The 704-nt window shown below is 52.2% G+C and carries 2 protein-coding genes; both read right to left on the reverse strand.

The features are described 5' to 3' along the window. Window positions 1-42 precede the first annotated feature (42 nt). The gene (gene ribH, locus C7K08_RS14945) at window positions 43-522 is read right to left on the reverse strand and encodes a 6,7-dimethyl-8-ribityllumazine synthase (RefSeq protein ID WP_106501209.1); all 480 of its coding nucleotides are present in this window, start codon (window positions 520-522) and stop codon (window positions 43-45) included. 39 nt (window positions 523-561) lie between these two features. After that, a partial coding sequence (gene psbZ / locus C7K08_RS14950) for a photosystem II reaction center protein PsbZ (protein ID WP_106501210.1) occupies window positions 562-704 on the reverse strand: 143 nt, incomplete at its 5' end.

Below are 704 nucleotides of genomic sequence, written 5' to 3' on the forward strand. Positions count from 1 at the left end.
CCAGCGCCAGCGAGCACAATGCCCTTTCTATTTACTTTCATTTTACTGAGGTAACCCACGCAGCAAGCTGCCCATTTCTAGGGCCTGCAACGCATAGCTCCAGCCCAAATTGCTCTTAATGCCAGCCCGCTCGAGGGCCTGCTGCAAATTATCKGTGGTGAGCACCCCAAATATCACAGGCACCCCAGTATCCCTAGCCACTGCGGCCACCCCTTTACTAACTTCAGCCACCACCACATCAAAATGGGGTGTATCACCGCGGATCACAGCACCAAGGGTGATAACCACGTTGTAGSWRCCRSTGCGCGCTAAGCGTTGGGCMACCAATGGAATCTCAAAACTACCGGGCACCCAGGCCACATCAACCTGCTTACTGCTCGGTTCCACATCCAAACCATGGCGGCCAAGGCAATCAAGGCAACCACTCAATAATTTGCCTGTTACTAAATCATTAAAGCGGCCTACTACCACTGCAATCTTTAGGTTTGCAGCATCGGTAAACCGGCCTTCAAAAACGGTCATGGCCGTTGGTTTATAAAAATTAGTTAATYAAGYTTAGGCTCACACCACAAATACGCTTACGCCCCAGTTCAAAAGCACTAGGGCCACCCATGCCAAGCCGCCCACCAAAATCAGGCGATTGCTGCGGCCGCTGTCGTCGTTGCTGGCATAAAGCACCGGCACAGCAACGATCAAGGCAAAGG

This window comes from Synechococcus lacustris str. Tous, assembly GCF_003011125.1.
GTDB lineage: Bacteria > Cyanobacteriota > Cyanobacteriia > PCC-6307 > Cyanobiaceae > Synechococcus_D > Synechococcus_D lacustris.